This window comes from Bacillus velezensis, from assembly GCF_001461825.1.
GTDB lineage: Bacteria > Bacillota > Bacilli > Bacillales > Bacillaceae > Bacillus > Bacillus velezensis.
In genome coordinates this window covers 334188-350846 of record NZ_LLZC01000012.1, presented here as the reverse complement: position 1 = coordinate 350846, position 16659 = coordinate 334188, and the positions used below count along the sequence as shown (strand labels likewise).

The 16659-nt window shown below is 48.1% G+C and carries 16 protein-coding genes, 1 other RNA gene and 1 other annotated feature; of the genes, 5 read left to right on the top strand and 12 right to left on the bottom strand.

The window, feature by feature from the left end; genetic code table 11:
* Positions 1–28 precede the first annotated feature (28 nt).
* Entirely contained in the window at positions 29–2665 is a 2637-nt protein-coding gene (alaS, locus tag AR442_RS05910; RefSeq protein ID WP_014418517.1) for an alanine--tRNA ligase, read from the bottom strand.
* An 80-nt stretch (positions 2666–2745) separates the two neighbouring features.
* Positions 2746–2953: a binding site (T-box leader), on the bottom strand.
* 43 nt (positions 2954–2996) lie between these two features.
* A complete protein-coding gene (locus tag AR442_RS05905; protein ID WP_014418518.1) occupies positions 2997–4058 on the bottom strand; it encodes an AI-2E family transporter in 1062 nt (353 codons plus the stop codon).
* 220 nt (positions 4059–4278) lie between these two features.
* Between AR442_RS05905 and AR442_RS05900 the strand changes: the two genes are divergently transcribed.
* From AR442_RS05900 to AR442_RS05885, 4 genes are read left to right on the top strand one after another with little or no spacing between them, the layout of a single operon-like run.
* Positions 4279–5007, top strand: coding sequence for an amino acid ABC transporter ATP-binding protein (locus tag AR442_RS05900; protein WP_014418519.1), 729 nt, complete (start codon positions 4279–4281; stop codon positions 5005–5007).
* A 20-nt stretch (positions 5008–5027) separates the two neighbouring features.
* Positions 5028–5855, top strand: a complete 828-nt coding sequence (locus AR442_RS05895) for a transporter substrate-binding domain-containing protein (protein ID WP_007408208.1) — start codon at positions 5028–5030, stop codon at positions 5853–5855.
* 56 nt (positions 5856–5911) lie between these two features.
* Complete coding sequence (locus AR442_RS05890) at positions 5912–6562, top strand: amino acid ABC transporter permease (RefSeq protein WP_014418520.1); 651 nt, start codon at positions 5912–5914, stop codon at positions 6560–6562.
* A gap of 18 nt (positions 6563–6580) precedes the next feature.
* Positions 6581–7237, top strand: coding sequence for an amino acid ABC transporter permease (locus tag AR442_RS05885; protein WP_014418521.1), 657 nt, complete (start codon positions 6581–6583; stop codon positions 7235–7237).
* A gap of 35 nt (positions 7238–7272) precedes the next feature.
* Here AR442_RS05885 and AR442_RS19825 read toward each other — a convergent pair whose 3' ends face one another.
* The 8 genes from AR442_RS19825 to cymR all read right to left on the bottom strand — a co-directional run bounded on the left by AR442_RS19825 (position 7273) and on the right by cymR (position 14038).
* A complete protein-coding gene (locus tag AR442_RS19825) occupies positions 7273–7404 on the bottom strand; it encodes a YrzQ family protein (RefSeq protein WP_003152741.1) in 132 nt (43 codons plus the stop codon).
* A 21-nt stretch (positions 7405–7425) separates the two neighbouring features.
* Positions 7426–7617: a hypothetical protein gene (locus AR442_RS05880; RefSeq protein WP_003152738.1), complete on the bottom strand. Its 192-nt coding sequence runs from the start codon at positions 7615–7617 to the stop codon at positions 7426–7428.
* A 12-nt stretch (positions 7618–7629) separates the two neighbouring features.
* A complete protein-coding gene (locus AR442_RS05875; RefSeq protein WP_007408205.1) occupies positions 7630–8088 on the bottom strand; it encodes a PRC-barrel domain-containing protein in 459 nt (152 codons plus the stop codon).
* A gap of 118 nt (positions 8089–8206) precedes the next feature.
* Positions 8207–10585: an SF1B family DNA helicase RecD2 gene (recD2, locus tag AR442_RS05870; RefSeq protein WP_014418522.1), complete on the bottom strand. Its 2379-nt coding sequence runs from the start codon at positions 10583–10585 to the stop codon at positions 8207–8209.
* A gap of 18 nt (positions 10586–10603) precedes the next feature.
* Complete coding sequence (locus tag AR442_RS05865; protein ID WP_088461189.1) at positions 10604–11224, bottom strand: tetratricopeptide repeat protein; 621 nt, start codon at positions 11222–11224, stop codon at positions 10604–10606.
* Between the two features lie 87 nt (positions 11225–11311).
* Entirely contained in the window at positions 11312–12427 is a 1116-nt protein-coding gene (mnmA, locus tag AR442_RS05860) for a tRNA 2-thiouridine(34) synthase MnmA (protein ID WP_012118077.1), read from the bottom strand.
* A gap of 36 nt (positions 12428–12463) precedes the next feature.
* Positions 12464–13603, bottom strand: a complete 1140-nt coding sequence (locus tag AR442_RS05855; RefSeq protein ID WP_007612815.1) for a cysteine desulfurase family protein — start codon at positions 13601–13603, stop codon at positions 12464–12466.
* 18 nt (positions 13604–13621) lie between these two features.
* Entirely contained in the window at positions 13622–14038 is a 417-nt protein-coding gene (gene cymR / locus AR442_RS05850) for a cysteine metabolism transcriptional regulator CymR (protein WP_003152730.1), read from the bottom strand.
* Between the two features lie 194 nt (positions 14039–14232).
* On the opposite strand from cymR, the gene AR442_RS05845 reads away from it, so the two are divergent.
* A complete protein-coding gene (locus tag AR442_RS05845) occupies positions 14233–15501 on the top strand; it encodes a replication-associated recombination protein A (RefSeq protein ID WP_032863553.1) in 1269 nt (422 codons plus the stop codon).
* Between the two features lie 113 nt (positions 15502–15614).
* On the opposite strand, the gene AR442_RS05840 is transcribed toward AR442_RS05845, so the two are convergent.
* Together AR442_RS05840 and ssrS are read right to left on the bottom strand one after the other, a co-directional pair.
* Positions 15615–16379, bottom strand: coding sequence for a tRNA threonylcarbamoyladenosine dehydratase (locus tag AR442_RS05840; protein ID WP_014418524.1), 765 nt, complete (start codon positions 16377–16379; stop codon positions 15615–15617).
* Positions 16380–16450: 71 nt separating this feature from the next.
* Positions 16451–16642, bottom strand: a non-coding RNA gene (gene ssrS / locus AR442_RS05835) — 6S RNA.
* Positions 16643–16659: the final 17 nt, after the last annotated feature.

The window sequence follows — 16659 nt, the reverse complement described above, 5'->3', positions numbered from 1 at the left end:
TATCATCATTCTACACTAGTTGAAAGGATTATAAAACGGATTTTATCCAATCTTCCGCAGATGCGAGCGCCTCTTCCAATTTTTCAGGCTGCTTTCCGCCGGCCTGCGCCATGTCCGGACGGCCTCCGCCTCCGCCTCCGCAGACTTCAGCCGCTTGTTTGACCATTTTGCCGGCGTGAAGGCCTTTTTCGATCAGGTCTTTCGTCACGCCTGCTGAAAGGTTGACTTTCCCGTTTTGCACGGCGCCGAGAATGATGACCGCAGAACCGAGCTTCGCTTTCAGATCATCCACCATAGTGCGAAGGTGGTTCATGTCTTTCGCATTTACTTTTTCAGCCAGCACTTTTACGCCGCCGATGTCTTTTACTTTAGACAGAATGGCTCCGGCTTCCACATTGCCGAGTTTGCTGAGCAATGATTCATTTTCTCTTTGCGCTTCCTTCAGCTCCGCTTGAAGAGACTGAATTCGCTTCGGTACGTCTTTTACGTTTGATTTCAGCTCGTCCGCAGCGTGCTGCAGAAGGCTGAGCTGGCTGTTCATTTCCTGATAAGCGCCTTTTCCTGTTACGGCTTCGATTCTTCGCGTACCTGCGCCGATCCCTGATTCGGATACGATTTTAAACAGACCGATTTCAGCCGTATTCGTGACATGGCATCCGCCGCAAAGCTCAAGGCTGTAATCTCCGACTTGTACGACGCGGACGATATCGCCGTATTTCTCGCCGAACAGGGCCATCGCGCCCATTTCTTTTGCTTCATTGATCGGTTTCAAATCAATCGCTACCGGAATACTCTCCCAGATTTTTTCGTTGACGATTCCTTCAATGCGTTCAAGTTCTTCTTTCGTCACTTGACCGAAATGAGAGAAGTCAAAACGCAGACGGTTTTCGGTAACGAGTGAACCCGCTTGGTTGACATGTGTGCCGAGAACGTCTTTCAGCGCCTGGTGCAGAAGGTGGGTAGCCGTATGGTTTTTCACCACGCCGCTTCTCATTTGATCTTCCACTTCAGCCGTCACGCTTGCGCCTTTTTGAATCGTGCCGCTATCCACCGTGCCTTCGTGTACATGCTGACCGTTCGGAGCTTTTTTCACGTCTTTAATGGTTACGACAGCCTGCTCGCTTCTCAGCACTCCTCTGTCACCGATCTGTCCGCCGCTTTCAGCATAGAAAGGCGTTTTGTCAAGAAGGATTTGGACGGTATCCCCTTCATGCGCCTCGCTGATTAATTGCCCGTCGTGAAGAAGCTCGATCACCTTCGCTTCAGCTTTTACGGCACTGTAGCCGACAAATGTGCTTTCTGCGGTAATGTCGCGCAATGCGCCGCCCTGAACCTGCATGCTTCCTACATCTTGGCGCGCATTTCTCGCCCGTTCACGCTGTTTTTCCATTTCGGCTTCAAAGCCTCTATGGTCAACTTTCATTTGCTCATCTTCCGCGTATTCCTCCGTTAATTCAACCGGGAATCCGTACGTATCGTACAGTTTGAATACGTCTTTTCCGGAGATGATGCCGCTGCCTTTTTCCTTCTCTTTCTTTATCACGTCGGATAAAATGGCCAGACCTTCGTTTAATGTTTCATGGAAGCGCTCTTCCTCCGTTTTGATGACTTTGGCGATAAACTCTTGCTTTTCTTTCACCTCCGGATAGAAAGCGTCCATAATTCCTGCAACAGTCGGTACCAGCTCGTACATAAACGGACGGCTGATACCGATGGTTTTCGCGTATCGCACAGCCCGGCGCAAGAGGCGTCTCAGTACATACCCGCGCCCTTCATTTGACGGCAGAGCTCCGTCGCTTACCGCAAATGCGACCGTTCTGATATGATCGGCAATCACTTTAAAAGCCGTATCCTTCGCTGCGTCCTTTCCGTAAACATCTCCGGAAATGCGCTCTGTCGCTTCAATAATCGGCATAAACAAATCAGTGTCAAAGTTTGTCGGGACGTCCTGAATCACGGAGACCATCCGTTCAAGCCCCATGCCCGTATCAATGTTTTTCTTCGGAAGCGGTGTGTACGTGCCGTCCGGGTTGTGGTTGAACTCTGAGAATACCAGGTTCCACACTTCAAGATAGCGGTCATTTTCGCCGCCCGGATACAATTCAGAATCTGACGGGTCATTGCCGTATTTCTCGCCGCGGTCATAGAAAATTTCCGTATTCGGTCCGCTCGGGCCCTCGCCGATATCCCAGAAGTTCCCTTCCAGACGGATGATTCTTTCTTCCGGAACGCCGATTTTTTCCGCCCATAGCGTATAAGCTTCTTCATCCTCAGGGTGAACCGTTACAGACAGCAGCTCCGGATCAAAGCCGATCCACTTTTCGCTCGTTAAAAACTCCCATGCCCACGTGATGGCTTCTTCTTTAAAATAATCACCGATGGAAAAGTTTCCGAGCATCTCAAAGAACGTGTGGTGGCGCGCCGTTTTCCCCACATTTTCAATATCATTTGTGCGGATTGATTTTTGCGCGTTTACAATTCTCGGATTCTCCGGCACAACGCGGCCGTCAAAGTATTTTTTCAGCGTCGCAACGCCGCTGTTGATCCACAGTAAAGACGGATCTTCATGCGGAACCAATGAGGCGCTCGGTTCAACGGCATGGCCTTTTTCTTTAAAGAAATCTAAAAACATTTGACGCACTTCAGCAGAAGTTAAGTGTTTCATCTATATTCCTCCTTATCACTACCCGAAATTCTCTTTTGCGACAGCAAAAAAGCTCTCTCCCTATGCAAACCATGCGTTCACACAGGGACGAGAGCTGTCTCGCGGTACCACCCTGATTACAGGCCGAAAAAGGCCTGTCACCTTTCATCCCGTAACGCAGGATTGCGGCAGCCTTTAACTGCACTCAGGATTAGCTTCGGCCGATCTTCTGCTGAAGCTCCTTTCAGCGTATCGGAGCTTCTCTCTTAAACAGGGCTTCGGCGTACTCATATCCGTCACTCGAGATTCGTATGTATTCTACTCGAAATTATAGACAAGCAGAACCCGAATGTCAATGTTCCGTCCTGATCCGCAAAAAGTGAATGGCCGTCACTTTTAAAACAGCTGCCGCCGGAACAGCAAGAATCATGCCGGGAATGCCCGCGAGTTCTCCTCCGGCAAGGAGCGCCAGCATGATCACGATGGGGTGCATTCTGAGACTGCGCCCGACAATAAGCGGGCTCAAAATGTTTCCTTCTATAAATTGCAGAATAAAAATCGTGACGATTACGATGATCACAGCTTTAGCAGAAATCGCCAGCGAAAGGAGCAGCGCCGGTACAGCGCCGATAAACGGACCGAAATACGGGATGACATTCGTAATCCCGATGGCAAGGCCCAAAATCAGCGGGTAAGGAAGCCCGAACAGCCAAAATGAAACGCCGGCTATTAACCCGAGCAAAAAACAAACGAGAAGCTGACCGCGGATGTAATCACCGAGAGAGTCGTCCACATCCCGCAGAAATTCACTCCCCCTTTTTCTCCAGGACTTCGGCGTCAAATACCAGACTGTCTTTTTCATGACGTCTATATCCTTCACCATATAGAACACGAGAAAAGGAATCGTCGCCGCGATCAGGATATAATCAAGCACGAAACGGATGCTTCTGATCGTGCTTTCAATCGTGCCGGCAAGAAACGTTTCTGTCTGCTGAATCATTTTGTCCATCCGATGGTGCATGCCGTCAGGCCAATGATCCGTGTGATTATGCAGATGCGTCAGCATGCTGTTGTAGTTTTTGGCAAGACCGGGAATGCTCTCAGACAGATCCTGCAGCTGTTCAATTAAAACAGGAACCCCTTTATAAACCCCCCAGCCGATTCCGCCGAAAAACAGGCAATAAATCAGAAGCAGGCTTAAAGTTCTAGGCATCCCTTTTCTATGAAGCCATTCAGTAATCGGAAGTAAAAGATAAGCAATAAATACTGCGATGAATATAGGAATAAAGAGAGATTTTATAACAAGCCAAATGGGAGACCATAACATATCGAGCATGCAAAAGACATACACTGTTAACAAAACGAGCAGACATACAGCCGTCCACATTAAGAGCTGCAGCGGTTTTTGAAGCATGACGTTTCACCTCTTGCTTTATCTTTTGACAGAAAGCCGGAATTATTCCCGTTTCATAAACTCCGCCTTATGACGCAGACCTCTTGACGGAAATAATTATCAGAAATTACGAAATAATCTAAATAATATTCATAAAAATCTGTATAACCATCGTAATGTGTTAAAGGATTTCAAAAACTGTCCAGTCAATATGACTCTTGTTTTTTTAAGGAGGATGGCCATGATTTCATTTCAGGATGTAAATAAGCACTACGGACATTTCCACGTGCTGAAAAACATTAATCTGCACATTAAAAAAGGGGAAGTCGTCGTTATCATCGGACCTTCAGGATCGGGAAAAAGTACGCTTCTCCGCTGCATTAATCAGCTGGAAACAGTTGATGGAGGCGCCTTAACGGTAAACGGCGTCTCCATCCATGACAAGAAAACGGATATAAATAAAGTCCGCCGCAATATCGGCATGGTGTTTCAGCATTTTCATCTGTACCCGCACAAAACCGTTCTGCAAAACATCATGCTCGCACCGATCAAAGTGCTTAAGCAATCAAAAGAAGAAGCAAAAAAAACGGCCTTATACTATTTGAAAAAAGTCGGTATACCGGAAAAAGCGGACGCTTATCCTTCACAGCTTTCCGGCGGCCAGCAGCAGCGTGTCGCCATCGCCAGGGGGCTTGCGATGAAGCCCGAAATTATGCTGTTTGACGAACCTACATCCGCGCTTGATCCGGAAATGATCGGGGAAGTGCTGGATGTCATGAAAACACTCGCAAAAGAAGGCATGACCATGGCAGTCGTCACACATGAAATGGGATTCGCAAAAGAAGTGGCGGACCGCATCGTGTTTATCGACGGCGGAGCCATCTTAGAAGAAGCTGCACCGGCTGAATTTTACGAAAGCCCCCGTGAAGAGAGGGCGCGTTTATTCTTAAGCCGTATTTTAAATCACTGAAAAGAAACGGAGGAGCGCTTATGTCACGCGTAACAAAATGGTTGTCATTCGGATTGATATCACTGCTGGCCGTCTTTATGCTGGCAGCCTGCGGAGGGAAAGAAACGTCCGGGGATTCAAAAGGAACGGGAAAAGACACGTTAGCCTCTATTAAAGACAGAGACAAAATCATCTTCGGCGTCAAAACCGACACGAGGTTATTCGGGCTGAAAAACCCAAGCTCCGGTGATATTGAAGGCTTCGATATTGATATCTCAAAACAGCTCGCAAAAGATATTCTGGGGGATGAGAAGAAAGCGGAATTTAAAGAAGTGACGTCAAAAACGAGAATTCCAATGCTGCAAAACGGCGATATCGACGCCATCACCGCCACGATGACGATAACGGATGAGCGGAAAAAAGAAGTTGATTTCTCAGATGTTTATTTTGAAGCAGGGCAATCCCTGCTCGTCAAAAAAGGAAGCAGCATCAAAAGCACCGAAGACTTGGGAAAAGGCTCAAAAGTATTGGCGGTAAAAGGCTCTACTTCCTCACAAAACATCAGAGAAAAAGCGCCTGACGCCTCAGTGCTGGAATTTGAAAATTACGCCGAAGCGTTCACCGCGCTAAAAGCGGGACAGGGAGATGCGCTCACAACCGATAATGCGATTTTATACGGCATGGCGGATGAAAATAAACAATATCAGCTGACAGGCGAAACCTTCACCGATGAACCTTACGGAATCGCCGTCAAAAAAGGCCAATCCGGACTTATCAAGGAAATCAACGCCTCTTTGAAAAAAATGAAAGCCGACGGCAGGTACGAAAAAATCTATAAAAAATGGATTAAAGAAGAACCGGCAAAATAGAAAGGACCGCGGGATGAGCAGGCATGCTCATCCCCGTTTTATAAGGAGTGACATAGATGAACTTTTCAATTTTAACGGAAAACTTCGATATGTATATGGACGGTTTCCTGCACACATTGCTTGCGAGCTTCATCGCGCTGGCAGGCAGCTTTGCGCTGGGCGTTCTGATCGCAGTCATGAGAATCACGGCTTTCAAACCCCTTCAATGGATCGGCACTGCGTATGTGGAATTTATCCGCAACATCCCGCTTCTCCTCATCACATTCGTTTTTTATTTCGGACTTCCGAACGCCGGGCTGAGACTGGACGGCTTTCAGGCGGGAACGATTGCGCTGACGATTTACACGTCGGCCTTTATCGCAGAAGCTATCAGAGCCGGAATTCTGACTGTCTCCAAAGGGCAGATGGAAGCGGCCAGATCGTCAGGCTTCACCTACAGTCAGGCGATGAGATACGTCATTCTTCCTCAGGCCGTAAAAATCGTGATTCCCCCGCTCGGAAACCAATTTCTCAACCTTGTCAAAAACTCATCAATACTCGGAGTGGTGGCGGGACTCGATTTGATGTATCAGGCGGATCTCGTTTCCTCAAGTACTCTTGTCGTGTTTGATGTGTATATTTTCGTCGCGCTTTTTTATTTGATAGTAACGATCCCGCTCAGCATCGGGGTTCACTATTTGGAAAGACGTCTCGGAAAGAGTTATTAGAGAAGGAGAGTGAAAAACATGGATTTTAGCGGCGCCTATACACCTGACCATCTGCTGTTTTTATGGGACGGCTTTTTGGTCACACTTTATGTTGCGCTGATCTCCATTGTCCTGAGTTTTATTTTCGGGCTTGCCGCCGGCACTTTGCGCTATGCGAAAATTCCTATCGTCTCGGGCATTATAGCGGCCATTGTGGAAACCATCCGCAACCTGCCGCTGTTATTAATCATTTTCTTTACGTTTTTTGCCCTTCCGGAAATCGGGATCAAACTGGAAATTACCGCGGCCGCCATCACGGCGCTGACGATTTTTGAATCGGCTATGCTGTCAGAAATCATCAGAAGCGGTTTGCAATCCGTTGACAAAGGACAGATTGAAGCGGCGCGTTCTTCAGGACTGACGTACACGCAGAGTCTTTTTCTCGTCGTCATGCCGCAGGCGCTCAGGCGTATGGTTCCTCCGATTGTGAGCCAGTTTATTTCTTTATTAAAGGATACGTCACTTGCGGTCGTCATCGCTCTGCCCGAACTGATTCATAACGCGCAGATTTTAAACGGACAAAGCGCTGACGGAGGGTATTTTTTCCCGATCTTTCTGCTGGCGGCCCTGATGTATTTCGCGGTCAATTACAGCCTGTCTCTCGCAGCCAGACGGCTGGAAGCGAGACAAACGTAAAAAGGATACTTCCGGAGAAGTATCCTTTTTTCTGCTTAAAACATTTTCATGACTCGTCTTCTCATCCGTTTCATACCTTTTTTATTCAGCATATCGGACTGAGAAGCCATACGATACATAACGGCTCCAGCTCCTAAAGCCAACAGAGAGGTCATTGTTCTGCCCATCGCGCGTATCTCCTTTCAACTTTAAAAATTGATACTGCGTTCGTCTTCAGAAAACAAATCATCAAGACTGCTTAACGTGCCGTCTTCCTCTACTTGATGTGTCGCAATTTTGCCTTTGGCCACTGTCAGCTCAATGAAGCAGCCCCAGCAATAGTATTGGTTTACGCCGATTTTGCCGATATCTTTACTTTTGCAGTTCGGACATACAAGCACAGACTACACCTCTTATCCGTTCAGGACGATGCCTTCTTTCCCCGCTTCAATAAGCGTATCGGCGGCGCGGCGCACTTGGCGTCTGCCAGCCAGATCTGAAAAGAAGCCGTCCGAGAGTTCATATGCTACGATTATGCCCCTGTCCAAACAAAAGTATACATCTTCCAGCAAACCGAACATTTCACCATCAGGCGATTTCACCGGCTGCATCTTAATCTGTTCAAAAGTGAAACAGCTCTTCGGCAAAGGCTGCAAATGAGCATGACCGGCAGCTACGGCTTCTTGATCCATCTCTTTTATATCACTTGCCTCTAAAAAAAGATGGCGGTTGTGAAACAGGCGTTTCTGCTCCAGCACGAAACCGAGAAACCGGCCGTCCAGAGAGAAACATACATCCGATATCATCCCGAGACTGCGCCCGGTGTTTTCGTCATATACTGTTCGTCCTTCAGCTGCATGGCATGTTCTCAAAGTGTGATCAACCACCTTTTGTTGAACACGTATAGGTTTTGCCAAGAAGCCGGGCAGCATACTTTGAAATGACTTCCACAGGCGAAAACCCGGCGCATGTTTATGCTCCGGGTTTTATTTACGCTTTTTCTTCCATAAAGTCAAACGGCGTGATGCCTTCCATTCCGATGTTCGCATCATATACACTGAACGGCAGCTCTTTTTGCAGGGCGGCCAGTTCTGCATCCATCTCTTCAGTCTGCTCTGTGAGCCTGTTTTTAAGCGACGTCTGTCTGACGGTGGCATCATTGTTTTTGACGCCCCATTCAAGCGCTTCTTCTTCTCCGCAAAGAATCAGAAATTTTTTCGCCCTTGTTATGGCGGTATAAAGCAGATTTCTCCTGAGCATTCGATAGTAGCCTTTGACGACAGGCAGGACGACAATCGGGAATTCGCTTCCCTGCGACTTATGAATGGAACAGCAGTAAGCGTGGGTAAACTGGCTGAAATCCTTTTTCGTAAAGGTGATTTCGTTGCCGTCAAACGAGACGACGACCATGTCTTCTTTTTCCGTATTTTCTTTGGCATAAAAAATGGACACGATTTCGCCGATATCGCCATTAAACACATTGTTTTCCGGCTGGTTGACAAGCTGTAATATTTTATCGCCCGTCCTGTAGACGACATCACCGAATTTCAGCTCCCGCCTTTTTTCTTTCGGCGGATTCATGATGTCTTGAAGAAGCATATTCAGCTCGTTAATTCCCGCTTTTCCCCTGTACATCGGGGCAAGCACTTGAATATCCCTGGAGGTATACCCCTTTTTTAACGCGTTCGAGACGACCTGATCCACGACTTCTTTCATCTGTGAAGAATTACAGCGGATAAATGAGCGGTCCTTTGTCGGCGCGGTCAGCCCTTTTGGAAGCAGTCCTTTTTTCATATCATGCGCAAGTTCCACAATGGATGATCCTTCAGCCTGACGGTAAATATCTGTCAAACGCACGGTCGGCAGCACCTCAGAAGCCAAAAGGTCTCTGAGCACCTGCCCCGGTCCTACTGAAGGAAGCTGGTCTTCATCACCGACGACAATGAGCTGAATGTGCTTAGGAAGCGCCTTAAACAAATGGCTGGCGAGCCAGATATCGAGCATACTCGCTTCGTCTATAATGATCAGTTTCCCTTCAATCGGCTGATCTTCATTGTAGGTAAAGCCTTCAGCGCCATTCCAGCCGAGCAGCCTGTGAATCGTAACAGCCGGCAGCCCCGTAGATTCGCTCATCCGTTTTGCGGCTCTTCCCGTCGGCGCGGCAAGCAGCACCGGGAACGTCTCGTCTTTTTTATAATCACCGGGGTCAAGCGATACTCCGTGCAGTTCACTGTATAATTCCACGATTCCTTTAATAACGGTCGTTTTCCCCGTCCCGGGTCCTCCGGTCAATAAAAGCATCGGTGAAGACAGCGCTTTTTGAATGGCATCCTTTTGGCTTGGTGCGTATTGAACATTCATCCGTTCTTCCAGTTCACCGAGTGCAAGCAGAAATTCCGATTCAGGAAATTGATCGGCATACTCCGTCTGAGCCGCAATGTCGAGCACGCGTTTTGCGACATTTTGTTCGGCGTAAAACAAGGACGGAAAATAGCAGCGCTCTCCTTCTATGACGATATCCTTACTCTCCCCGAGGGCGATGATGCCGTCAGCCGCATCCATCTCCGTGACGCGGCCGCCTTCAGCTGACTGATTCAGGAGCGTTTGCGTATTGATAATCAGCTGCTTTGTCTCTATGTACGTATGGCCTTCTGAAAGACAGGTCGATTCAATCGTATATAAGATTGCCGCTTTGATCCGCTCCGGGTGGTTTCCTGACAGACCCATTTTTCCGCCCAGCTCGTCAGCTTTCACAAAGCCGATGCCTTCAACGTCTTTTACAAGCTGATAAGGATTTTCCTGAATTTTCTCCAGGGTTTCCGTTTCGTAGGCCTGATATATTTTCATTGATAGCTGGGGCCCGAAACCGTATTGGTTCAGAGAGATCATAATCTGCTCAAGCCCCTGATGCCGCTGCAGCTCTCCGGCAAGCTTATCCGCTTTCTTTTTCGACATTTTCGGCACATCGTAAAGCACCGACGCATCCGTCAGAATTTTATTGAGCGCGCCGTCTCCGAGCTTTTTGACGATTTCTTCCGCCGTTTTTTTTCCGATTCCTTCAAACAGATCACTTGATAAATAGTGAATGATCCCTTCTTTTGTGGTCGGAATTTCTTTTTTAAAGTGTTCAGCCTGAAATTGCAGGCCGAACTTAGGATGCGTGGCGGTTTTTCCGTAAAATGTGTAGGTCTCATCTTCTTGCAGCAGAGGGAAGTAGCCCGTTACGGATACGACCTTGTCTTCGATCGCCTCAGACGTTTCTGCAACTTTGACTTTCAGCACTGTATACAGGTTGGTGTCATTATGATAAATGACCGTATGAATGACGCCTTTTACATACGGCTGTTCTTCGATGTTCAGCTGATCCACGAGCCTTCCCTCCTTTTGTTATGACTGGGTGATAAGCTGTTTCGCATGAAGCGCAAGCATATGATCAGGCTGTATGCCGATTGCGCCTTCGAGCATCTCAAGCGCCTTTTCACGATTTTCTTTGTACGCGTAAGCGACCCCGGCATTATAAAATGCGTCCGCGTGGCTTGGGTCCTGCTCGATCACCGTCTCAAACTGCGCCAGAGCTTCATCCAGCATTTCTTCATTTGCGAGACACATTCCGAACTGGAAGCGTGCTTCCGTGTCATTTTCGTTTAATTCAACGGCACGCTGCAAATACGGCAGTGCAAGCTTCGGCCGCTCTAATTTAACGAGAACGGTCCCCAGCATATAAAACAAATCTCCGTTTTCCATTCCGGAGCGAAGCGCTTTTTCAAACATATCCTTCGCTTCGGAAAACGATTCTTTCATCACGTATACGTTTCCCGCACCGTAATAAGCGGCTGCCGCCGAATTGTCCAATTCGAGCGCTCTGTTATAGAATGCAAGCGCCCGTTCGAGTTCGTTCACAGAAGAAAGCAGATTTGCGAAGTTGATATACGGCACCGGATCTTGGCCGTTTTCCTCAATCGCTTTCGTAAAAGCCTCTGCTGCTTTTTCAAAATCGCCCTCCTGCATGGCGTCAATCCCGATTTTATTATAATCCATTTTTAACTTCCTTTCGCTAAAAAACCCCAACATGCGAGTTGAGGTTTTTTACATGTGTTATACGTACCACAGTTTTGTTCCGTCTTTATAAACGTCATCTATCGTTCCGCCGCCGAGGCACTCTTCTCCGTCATAAAAAACGACGGCTTGTCCCGGCGTAACGGCGCGTACCTGCCCGTCAAAAATGACTTCCGCTTCATCATCACCCGTCATTTTCACCGTTACTTTGTGATCTTCCTGACGGTAGCGGAATTTCGCCGTGCATGTCATTTCGCCGCCGTCCATCAGACCGGGACGCGTCCAGCTGACATTTGTCGCCGTGATCTTATCGGAATACAGAAGCGGATTATGGAATCCTTGATCAACATACAGAATGTTTTTTTCAAGATCTTTACCGACGGCGAACCACGGCTCGCCGCTTCCGCCGATTCCAAGACCGTGGCGCTGTCCGATTGTATAATACATCAGACCGTCATGACGCCCTTTTACTTCTCCGTCCATTGTCATCATATCGCCCGGCTGAGCAGGGAGATATTGGCTGAGAAACGTTTTGAAGTTGCGTTCGCCGATAAAGCAGATTCCCGTGCTGTCTTTTTTCGCAGCTGTCGCAAGTTCCGCTTCTTTGGCGATTTCCCGCACGCGGCTTTTTTGCAGATCACCGATCGGGAACATGACTTTGCTGAGCTGTTCCTGATTGAGCTGATTCAGAAAATAAGTCTGGTCCTTGTTTTCATCCAGACCGCGGAGCATGCGCACTGTACCTGCGCTTCTGTCTACACGGGCGTAATGGCCCGTCGCAAGATAATCCGCGCCGAGTGACAGAGCATGATCCAAGAAAGCCTTAAACTTAATTTCTTTATTGCACATGACATCCGGATTGGGGGTTCTTCCGGCTTTATATTCATCAAGGAAATATTGAAATACCTTTTCCCAATATTGCTTCTCAAAGTTGACGGCATAATACGGAATTCCGATCTGGTTGCAGACCCGGATGACGTCTTCATAATCTTCCGTCGCCGTGCAAAAACCGTTTTCGTCCGTATCATCCCAGTTTTTCATAAAGATTCCGATTACATCGTAGCCCTGCTCCTTCAGCAGAAGGGCCGCCACGGAAGAGTCCACGCCGCCGGACATGCCGACTACGACTCTTGTATCCTCCGGCCGTTTTTCCATTTGCATTCACTCCATTAAAAACGTAAGTCCGCCGTTTTAAGCAAGCCGTTTAACGACGGCGGCAAGCTTTTCGGCGGCTGTTTCGATTTGTTCCGCCGTATTGCCGAGGCCGAAGCTGAGGCGGATTGACGAAGTCAGCCTGCCGCTCTCACTTCCGAACATGGCCGTAAGCACATGGGACGGAAGAACGGATCCCGCTGTACAAGCAGATCCGCTGGAGACGGCAATGCCTTCCATGTCAAGATTGACCAGCAGCGCTTCCACCGGCACACCGGGAAAGTAAAGGTTTAAAATATGAGGCAGGCATTTCTCGGCATCTCCGTTCACCTCCGCTGTAACGCCGGATTTTTCCAGCGTGCTCATGATAATGTTCTTAAACTCCTTATACTTCGCTGTTTTCTCTTCCCTCTCACGGTTTGAAAGGACGACCGCTTCTTTTAAGCCGGCGATGCCCGGTACATTTTCCGTCCCCGCGCGGCGCTTTCGTTCCTGCTCTCCCCCGAGAAGAATCGGTGACAGCTTCACCTCTTGATTTACATATAAAAAGCCTGTCCCTTTAGGCCCGTTAAGCTTGTGACCGGAAACAGACAGCATGTCAATTCTGCTTTTTTTCACGTCAATCGGCATATAACCGAATGCCTGAACGGCATCTGTGTGAAAATAGGCCTGATGCCCGCTTAACAGCTCTCCGATTTCGTCAATCGGCTGAATGGTTCCGACTTCGTTATTGCCATACATGACGGTAACAAGGATTGTATCATCACGGAGCGCTTCTTTCACCTGATTTGCACTGATCCGTCCTGAAGGGCCGGGGATGAGGTATGTCACCTCAAAGCCGTCTTCTTCCAGCTTTTCGCAGGCGTGCAATACAGCATGATGCTCAACAGCGGTCGTAATGATATGCTTTCCTTCATTTTTCCGGGCGGCAGCCGTTCCGAAAATCGCCAAATTATCAGCCTCCGTGCCGCCGCTTGTGAAAATAATTTCCTGTTCTTTCGCACTGATTTCGCGCGCGATGTCCGCTCTCGCTTCATCGACCCATTTCCGGGATTCTCTCCCGAATGAATGAATGCTTGACGGGTTGCCGAAACTGCCGAAGAAATGGGGCTTCATTTCTTCAAGCACACGCTCATCCATCGGGGAAGTCGCGGCATGATCTAAATAAATCCGTTCCATTGTCTGTACACCTCTGGTTTAAATATAGAACATATAAGCTTCCTGCTCGCCGTCCGTGTAGCTCGCAAGGTCTTCTAACGTCGTGCTGTCCAGCACGTCTTTTACAGCGTCGCGGATGCGGATCCATAACTCCCGCTTGGCAGGCTCTTCATCCTCAAGCACTTCTACCGGGCTGATCGGCCCTTCCAGCACTCTGATAATGTCTCCGGCCGTTATCTCTTCAGGCTGGCCCCCGAGCACGTAACCCCCGTAAGCGCCTCTGATGCTTTTTACGAGTCCCGCGTTTCTGAGCGGTGATACAAGCTGTTCCAAGTAATGCTCAGAAAGGCTGTTTGTTTGGGCGATGCTTTTGAGCGACGTCGGACCGTCTCCGTGCTTTTTCGCCAATTCAATCATAATGGTGAGCCCGTATCTTCCCTTTGTCGATATTTTCAATATGAACACCCCAGTCAATTCTAATTGTTAATTTATACAAGTAAATGGATATGAATAATCTGTTTAGTATCTTATAGACCAACTGTTATTATAACATAACTTATCCTAATTTTCATTGAAACACGGGGCCCGCCGCAATTCGCTTTTCTAATCGTCCGTTTTCCGTTACCCTGTATATGTAAGGAGAGATGTTCATGAAACCATTGGCGTATCGGATGCGGCCTGCCAATATCGAAGACATTATCGGCCAGGAACATTTGGTCAAAGAAGATAAAATCATCGGCAGAATGGTGCGTGCAAAGCACTTATCATCCATGATCCTGTACGGACCGCCGGGCATCGGAAAAACGTCCATCGCCACAGCGATCGCAGGATCGACAAGCATCGCATTCAGGAAATTGAATGCCGTCATTCATAATAAAAAAGACATGGAGATTGTCGTACAGGAAGCGAAAATGTCAGGCCAGGTCATTTTAATCCTTGACGAAGTGCACAGGCTTGATAAGGGAAAGCAGGATTTTCTGCTGCCCTATTTAGAAAACGGAATGATTATTTTAATCGGCGCGACGACCGCCAACCCTTATCATGCCATTAACCCGGCCATCAGAAGCCGGACCCAGATATTTGAGCTCGAACCGTTAACACCCGATCTGATCAAGCAGGCATTGAAAAGAGCGCTCACAGATAAACACCGGGGACTCGGTTCCTACAGCGTTTCGGTGGACGACGACGCGATGGATCATTTCGCACAAGGGTGCGGAGGAGACGTCCGCTCCGCTTTGAACGCACTGGAGCTTGCCGTGCTCTCTACAAAGGAATCAAGCGATGGCACGATCCGGATTACACGGGAAACGGCGGAAGAATGTCTGCAGAAAAAAAGCTATACTCATGATAAAAACGGCGATGCGCATTATGACGTCTTATCCGCCTTCCAAAAATCAATCCGAGGCTCGGACGCAAACGCCGCCCTTCATTATCTGGCCCGTCTGATCGAAGCCGGAGACCTTGAAAGCTTATCAAGAAGGCTTCTCGTGATCGCCTATGAAGATATCGGCCTCGCAAGCCCGCAGGCAGGCCCCCGGGTGCTGAGCGCGATTCAGACCGCAGAACGGATCGGCTTTCCGGAAGCGAGAATTCCGCTGGCCAATGCGGTAATCGAATTATGCCTCTCGCCAAAATCAAACTCCGCCATCACAGCCGTTGATGAGGCGCTCAAAGACATCAGGGCGGGTAAAATCGGCGATGTGCCGAAACATTTAAAAGACGCCCACTATAAAGGGGCCCAAGAGCTCGGACGCGGGATCGGCTATCAATATCCTCACGATTTCGAGAACGGATGGGTCGAACAGCAATATTTGCCCGATCCGTTAAAAAACAAGCAATACTATAAACCGAAACAAACGGGGAAATTTGAAGCCGCCATAAAGCAAGTGTATGAAAAACTGATGAAGCAGAAAAAATAACCGGACAAGGACACCTATGTGTTCTTGTCTTTTTTGATACCGGCCAAAATCTTTCGTGTAAACGGCGGATTCAAATAAAAAACAGCCTTTCCTGAAGAAGGCTGTTTTTCTTTTTATTTATCTTTAACCCGTTTAATGTCGATCTCCTTTAAGAGCTCCATGACAACATGTCCGCCCATAATCAGACCGGCCACTGACGGAACCCAGGCGTTGGAAGACGGCGGCATTTGCGCTTTGCGGATTTTCGCTTCATCATTCCCGACTTCTTTTCTGACGTCTTCACGGATGACGATCGGGCTTTCATCAGAAAAAATGACCTGTACGCCTTTTTTAATGCCCTCTTTGCGAAGCCTTGTGCGGACGACTTTGGCAATCGGATCAGTATGGGTTTTTGAAATATCAGCAATCTGAAAGCGTGTCGGGTCTGTTTTATTCGCCGCTCCCATGCTTGAAATCAGCGGAACATTCCGTTTCAGACATTCTTTCATCAGATGAATTTTATAATGAATCGTATCCGACGCGTCAATGACGTAATCGAGCGGATACTCAAAGAACTGCTCATACGTCTCTTCCGTATAAAACATTTTTAAGGCGACGACGTCACAATCCGGATTAATATCCGCGATCCGCTCTTTCATCAAGTCTGTTTTCGGCTGTCCCACCGTCGACAAGAGCGCATGCAGCTGGCGGTTTACGTTTGTAATGTCAACATCATCTTTATCGACAAGCACGATCCGCCCCACTCCGGACCTCGCCAATGCTTCGGCTGCGAATGAACCGACTCCGCCGACGCCGAGAACGGCCACCGTGCTGTTTTTTAACGTGTCCAGCCCTTCTTTTCCAATCGCTAGCTCATTTCTGGAAAACTGATGTAACAAGAACCTCACTCCACATTCTGGTTTTATAAACTCGGCTTGTCAAAAAGCCGCTGGTTTTAGCGCACAAAAAATAAAGTCCCAATTGTGCCGTTGCAGCTTTCCTTCGTTTTGAACCCGCTCTCAGCAGGTGGGTGCCCTTTTTTAAATCTTGTAAGTCCTCTTAACGAATGAAAAGAGGCATGTACGCCATTTAAAAATACGGGCTCCCAAATCAAAAAAATGTTCGGTCAAAACTAGGTGTACAACTAACACATCAGGACTTTATTTAACTTGTCAAAAT